The following is a 6,096-nucleotide window of genomic DNA, read 5'->3' on the forward strand; positions in this document are numbered from 1 at the left end:
CATTATGGTTGAACGTGATGATATTGTTATTGAAGTTGCTTTGCAATGGTCTGATGCTTATCAAGAGAGTATTTATTGTTTTACCAATAATATTCCTCAGCGTGATGGTGGTTCTCACTTAGCTGGTTTTAGAGGCGCACTAACTCGAACCTTAAATAACTATATCGATAATTCTGGTATGGCTAAAAAAGAAAAGGCATCTATTACTGGTGATGATACTCGTGAAGGCTTAACAGCAATTATTTCAGTTAAGGTACCTGATCCAAAATTTTCTTCACAAACTAAAGATAAGCTTGTTTCAAGTGAAGTGCGTGCACCCGTTGAATCAGCCTTAAATGAAAAATTAGGTGAATATTTATTAGAAAATCCAACCGAAGCTAAAATTATTGTCGGTAAGATTTTAGATGCATCCAGAGCTCGTAATGCAGCTAGAAAAGCAAGAGAGATGACTCGTCGTAAAGGTGTATTAGATATCGCCGGATTACCGGGTAAATTAAGTGATTGTCAAACTAAAGATCCAGCTGAAAGTGAAATATTCCTCGTGGAGGGTGATTCAGCAGGTGGTTCTGCCAAGCAAGGTCGTGATCGACGTACTCAAGCAATCTTGCCGCTAAAAGGTAAGATTCTAAATGTTGAAAAAGCACGATTTGAAAAAATGCTCGGCTCTGCTGAAGTAGGCACTTTAATTACCGCATTAGGTTGTGGTATTGGTAAAGAAGAATACGATTTAAGTAAATTAAGATATCATAAAATTGTGATTATGACGGATGCGGATGTTGATGGTGCTCATATTCGTACATTATTGCTAACTTTCTTTTATCGTTATTTGCCAGAGCTAATTGAAAACGGTTATTTATATATCGCTCAGCCACCTCTTTACAAGATTAAAAAAGGCAAGCAAGAGCGTTATTTAAAAGATGATCAAGAACTAAATGATTACTTGTTGCAAGAAGCAGTAACAGATGCCAACCTATTTTTTAGTGCTGATGTACCTCCTATTTCAGGTGTTGCGCTTGAGTCGGCGGTTAAAGAATATTATAAAATTAATACGGTTATTTCAAAATTATCAAAGCACTACAATCCAGCCTTATTAAAAGCGATTGCAAGTAGTCCGGCTGTTGAAGATTTGTCTAACACCAAAATTATGCAATCTTGGTGTGAGTTGGTGACTAAAAAGCTTAATCAAGATTTAACACCGGCACAAAAACACACAGTTGTTTATAACAATAACGAGGTGCAGCACACCTTGTGCGTATACGGTGTTGATACAGATCAAACTATATTGAGTCAAGCGTTCTTTGATTCAGTTGATTATCAAACCATTAAAGAATTTTCAAATAAAATTGAAAGTGCGATTGACGACCAATCCTTTATAGAAAAGAAAAGCAAACAAGTAAAAATTAATAACTTTAGCGAAGTTGTTAAATTCATAATTGATGACGCCAAAAAAGGTCAAAGTTTTCAGCGTTACAAGGGCTTGGGTGAAATGAACCCTGAGCAGCTTTGGGAGACCACTATGGATCCTGAACAAAGAACCCTACTTAAAGTTAAAATTGAAGATGCAATTGCTGCCGATGAAGTGTTCTCAACCCTAATGGGTGATGAGGTTGAACCTCGACGAAAATTTATCGAAGATAATGCATTATCAGTTGATAACTTAGATTTTTAATATAAACAAACACATAAGGAGAAACACATGTCAAAACAACATCCTGTCGTCGTAGTAACTGGATCATCTGGTGCTGGAACCACTTTTGTAAAGCGTGCATTTGAAAGTATTTTTGAAAAAGAAGAAATCACAGCATTAATTGTTGAGGGTGATAGTTTTCATAAATATGACCGTGCCGCAATGAAGAAAATGGTGCAAACAGAAGAAGAAAAAGGAAACAATCATTTTTCTCACTTTGGTCCAGATGCAAATGAATTTAATAAAATTGAAGACACTTTCAAAGACTATGGCACAACTGGCACATGTAATCGCCGTTACTATATTCACTCAGATGAAGAAGCGGTTGAGCATAATGCAAGATTAGACTCTAATTTAAACCCAGGTGAGTTTACACCTTGGGAAGAGGTAGGTGCTGGTACAGACTTGTTGTTCTATGAAGGTTTGCATGGTGCGGTTGTTGCTGACGGTGTAAATATGGCGAAATATGGCGATTTAAAAGTTGGTGTTGTTCCAAGTATCAACCTTGAGTGGATTCAAAAAATTAGTCGTGATAATGCAGAGCGTGGCTATTCAGCAGAAGACACAGTTGATACAATCCTACGTAGAATGCCTGATTACATTAATTACATTACCCCTCAGTTCTCAGAAACAGACATTAACTTTCAGCGCATTGCAACAGTTGACACTTCTAATCCTTTTATTTGTCGAGATATTCCAACACCAGATGAGTCGCTTGTCGTTATTCGATTTAAAGATTTAGAGAAAACACCTGTTGATTTTACTGCTGTTAAAAATATGATTGAAGGATCGTTTATCTCTAGAAGAAACACAATAGTGGTGCCAGGTAACAAAATGAGCCTAGCAATGGAAATTATTTTGTATCCTATTATCAATGGATTGGTCGCCAATAAATAACGCCATACTTTCTATTAAACAGCCTTGGTGATTGGATTGATTACCAAGGTTTTTTTATTTTATGGAATGAATAATGAACAACAATACACCTGAACATCCTAGTTTTTATCAATTTTTTATCTATTGGTTGAAGCTAGGGTTTATTAGTTTTGGTGGTCCAGCAGGTCAAATTGCTATGATGCATCAAGAGTTGGTAGAAAGACGACGTTGGATTTCCGAACATCGTTTTTTACACGCACTTAACTACACCATGGTGTTACCCGGCCCTGAGGCACAGCAATTAGCGACGTATATTGGCTGGTTGATGTTTGGTGTACGTGGCGGTATTGTTGCCGGTGTATTGTTTGTATTGCCATCATTATTTATTCTGAGTGGATTGACTTGGGTTTACTTAAGTTATGGTGAAGTTGATGCTGTTGCCGGAATTTTGTACGGAATTAAGCCGGCAGTAACAGCAATTATTCTTTTTGCTGCTTATCGCATTGGCTCAAAAGCCTTATCAAATACGGTATTAAAAGGTTTGTCAGTATTAGCATTCATTGCTATTTATCAGTTTGAAATCGCTTTTCCTTATATTGTTTTAATTGCTGCAGTAATTGGTTTTTTGGGAGCGATGATGTCACCAGAAACCTTTACCGTGAATGATCATAATGGTGACTCTAAATCAGGTTATGGCCCCGCTTTGATAGATGATGATACGCCAACACCAGAACATGCAAAGTTTAAATGGTCACGTTTATTGTCTTTTTCAGCTATTGGTCTCGGCTTGGGTGTGGCAATGTTTGTCTTATTAACCGATCCAGTTTTAAATAACATGGCCGAATTTTTTACCAAAGCAGCTATGGTTACCTTTGGAGGTGCATATGCAGTTCTGCCGTATATTTATCAGGGCGGTGTTGATCAATATCAATGGTTAACCAGCACGCAAATGATGGATGGGTTGGCTCTTGGTGAGACAACGCCAGGTCCATTAATTATGATTGTGGCTTTTGTTGGTTTTGTGGGTGCTTGGACAAAAGAGATTTTTGGTCCAGAGGCTCAGTTTTTGGCAGGATTTTCCGGTGCAGCAGTGGCAACATTCTTTACCTTTCTTCCCTCTTTTTTGTTTATTTTTATTGGTGGTCCAGGTGTGGAGGCAACGCGTGGAGACCTTAAGTTCAGCGCACCTCTTTCTGCTGTGACTGCAGCAGTTGTTGGTGTGATTATCAATCTAGCAGTATTCTTTGCACAAAATACTTTGTGGCCTAGTGGCGGCAATGAGTTTGATATAGTGGCAGCGCTAATTGGACTACTAGCTTTTATTGCGCTGTTCCGATTTAAAGTTGGAATAATGACGGTTATCGCTGTTTGTGCAGCGATTGGATTAGGTCTTACAATGTTTTAGTGTGACTGTTTACTTAACAACGATATTAACAAGCTTGTTAGGTACAACAATCACTTTAACAATGATTTTTCCATCAGTAAACTTGGCAACATTTTCATCCGCTAACGCTTGAGCTTCGACAACTGATTTTTCAGTATTAGCAGTCAGCATTATTTTGGCTCGTAATTTACCATTCACTTGAACAATAATTTGCACCTCATCTTGCTCTAATGCTTTTTTGTCAACCTTGGGCCAGGCTATGTTAATAATTGCTTCTTGACGCCCTATTTGTTGCCATAGGTAATGACATAAATGCGGTGTAATTGGACTTAATGTGCGTAGAATGATGTCGATTGTCTCAAGGCGTACAGCCATTGATTGCTCGTCAGTTTGTTTGAATTTACCCAGTGTATTGGTTAGCTCCATCAAAGCGGCAATGGCAGTATTGAAAGAATGTCTGCGTTCAATATCATCCGTAATTTTTGATAATGTTTGGTGCGTCTTTTGACGAATTTGATTTTGCTCTTTGGTTAAGTCACCAGTAGACAGCTCCGAGGTATTGTGAGTTTTTGTATCTGTTAGATAGTTTTCTACCAAGCGATATACTTTATTGACAAATCGATAAGAGCCTTCTAAGCCAGAGTCACTCCACTCAAGGTCTTGAGTTGGTGGTGCGGCAAACAAAATAAATAGACGCACCGTATCGGCACCATATTTTTCAATCATTTGTGCAGGGTCAACTGTATTGCCCTTGGATTTGCTCATTTTCGCACCGTCTTTCAGAACCATGCCTTGAGTTAATAAGTTTTTAAATGGCTCGTCATGTTTAATTAAGCCTTCATCACGTAGTAATTTGCTAAAGAATCTTGCATATAGTAGGTGCAAGATAGCGTGTTCAATGCCGCCAATGTATTGGTCCACTTCTAGCCAATAATCTGCACGATCATCGAGCATGGCTTGCGTATTATCAGCGCAAGCATACCTTGCAAAATACCACGAAGATTCAAAGAAAGTATCAAAGGTGTCGGTTTCACGCCGTGCATTTGCACCACACGACGGACAGGTGGTTTCGTAAAATTCTGGCATTTTTTTAATTGGCGAGCCGATACCATCAAAACTGACATCCTCTGGTAGAGTGACGGGTAAATCTTCTTCAGGCACACCCACTGATCCGCAAGAATCACAATTGATAATTGGAATTGGGCAGCCCCAATAACGCTGGCGGGAGATGCCCCAGTCACGCAAGCGGTAATTGGTTTGTTTTTCACCTAGGCTGGAGGCACTAAGTTTTTGTGCAATGGCTTCAAATGCTTGATCAAAATTAAGACCGTCAAATTCGCCAGAGTTACATAGTATGCCTTTGCTGGTAAAAGCACTTTGAGTGATATTATGCTCGCCTTTTGCGGGCTTAATAACCTCAAGCATAGGGATGGTATATTTCTGTGCGAATTCATAGTCTCGCTGATCGTGTGCTGGAACGCTCATTACCGCACCTGTGCCGTAACCCATAAGTACAAAGTTAGCAATCCAAATTTGCACCTTTTGACCACTAATAGGGTGGATGCAAGTTAATTCAGAATTAATACCCTTTTTTTCCATGGTTTCCATGGCGGCTTCAGAGGTCTCCATAGTTTTACAGTTATCAATAAAAGCTTGAATTGCAAGGCTATTAGCGCCAGCTTCTAAAGCTAATGGATGTTCACTAGCAATGGCCAAATAAGTAACACCCATGAGTGTGTCTGGGCGTGTTGTGTAAACCTTTAAAGGTTCATCATCTATTCTTTTAAAGCTTATCTCAAGACCAACTGATTTTCCAATCCAGTTTTTTTGCATGGTTTTGACCGCATCTGGCCAACCATCCAAAGAATCTAAAGATTCAAGTAGTTCGTCTGCATAATCAGTAATTCGCATAAACCATTGAGAAATTTCTTTTTTCTCAATTAGGGCGTCAGAGCGCCATCCACGACCATCAATTACTTGCTCATTAGCCAATACAGTTTGATCTACCGGGTCCCAATTAACCACTGCATTTTTTTTGTAAACTAAGCCTTTTTTAAATAATTTAACAAATAGCCATTGCTCCCATTTGTAATATTTCGGGTTGCAAGTAGCGATCTCTCTAGACCAATCATAACCAAAGCCTAGTTGA

4 protein-coding genes (1 of these 4 only partly in view) are annotated in these 6,096 nt (G+C 38.8%); 3 read left to right on the top strand and 1 reads right to left on the bottom strand.

Annotated features, from left to right (window positions below):
• The 3 genes from BTHERMOSOX_RS06675 to chrA form a co-directional block, all read left to right on the top strand.
• Positions 1-1,669, top strand: part of the annotated coding region (locus tag BTHERMOSOX_RS06675) for a DNA gyrase subunit B (RefSeq protein ID WP_138120333.1) (this coding region is incomplete at its 5' end). Its footprint begins 9 nt before the window's first position; 1,669 of its 1,678 annotated nt are in view.
• 27 nt (positions 1,670-1,696) lie between these two features.
• Positions 1,697-2,584 (top strand): phosphoribulokinase, encoded by an 888-nt coding sequence (locus BTHERMOSOX_RS06680; protein WP_138120330.1) that lies wholly within the window; start codon positions 1,697-1,699, stop codon positions 2,582-2,584.
• A 73-nt stretch (positions 2,585-2,657) separates the two neighbouring features.
• Entirely contained in the window at positions 2,658-3,968 is a 1,311-nt protein-coding gene (gene chrA / locus BTHERMOSOX_RS06685) for a chromate efflux transporter (protein ID WP_138120331.1), read from the top strand.
• A gap of 9 nt (positions 3,969-3,977) precedes the next feature.
• Here chrA and leuS read toward each other — a convergent pair.
• Positions 3,978-6,096 (bottom strand): leucine--tRNA ligase (gene leuS, locus BTHERMOSOX_RS06690; RefSeq protein WP_138120332.1); only part of this gene is annotated, 2,119 nt, incomplete at its 5' end.

It is taken from the genome of Bathymodiolus heckerae thiotrophic gill symbiont (genome assembly GCF_900128515.1).
Classification (GTDB): domain Bacteria; phylum Pseudomonadota; class Gammaproteobacteria; order PS1; family Pseudothioglobaceae; genus Thioglobus_A.